The sequence below is a fragment of the Bradyrhizobium sp. Mp27 genome, from assembly GCF_029953005.1.
GTDB classification, from domain to species: domain Bacteria; phylum Pseudomonadota; class Alphaproteobacteria; order Rhizobiales; family Xanthobacteraceae; genus Bradyrhizobium; species Bradyrhizobium barranii.
In genome coordinates this window covers 1-441 of the sequence record NZ_JASAUS010000643.1, presented here as the reverse complement: position 1 = coordinate 441, position 441 = coordinate 1, and the positions used below count along the sequence as shown (strand labels likewise).

1 protein-coding gene is annotated in these 441 nt (G+C 58.5%); it reads left to right on the top strand.

Annotated elements, in window-relative coordinates; all coding sequences use genetic code 11:
• Window positions 1–79: 79 nt before the first annotated feature.
• Window positions 80–441, top strand: a 362-nt coding sequence (locus QJT78_RS52150) for a transposase DNA-binding-containing protein (protein ID WP_281460950.1), incomplete at its 3' end; no start/stop codon positions are given.

The following is a 441-nucleotide window of genomic DNA, read 5'->3' as shown; positions in this document are numbered from 1 at the left end:
GCCGCGGCCGAAATCTTGAATCAGTAGAATCTGTTGTGATTCGTTGTTGAGCACCTGATTCGGAAGTGCGGGGTGCTCGATGGGCTTGGTGAAGGAACGCGCGGTGGCGCGTGCTCAGCGATTGACGACCGGTATCGAGACGTGGGTTGATCGGGAAGTTGCGGGATGCGAGTTTAAGGATGAGCGGGTTGGTCGCCGGTTCTGCAAATTGCTCGCACAAATCGGGAGCGACATGGGTCAAAGCATCCCGTTGGTTTGTCAGGATTGGGCCAACACGAAGGCCGCCTATCGATTCTTCTCCAACGAGCGGGTCGACGAGGCGGATATTCTTGGCGGTCATTTCGAGGCGACGCGCGAGCGCGTAGCGGCGAGGGAGGGACCGATCCTCGTCCTCCATGACACGACGGAATTCAGCCTCAAGCGCGAGAAGCCGGATCTGAT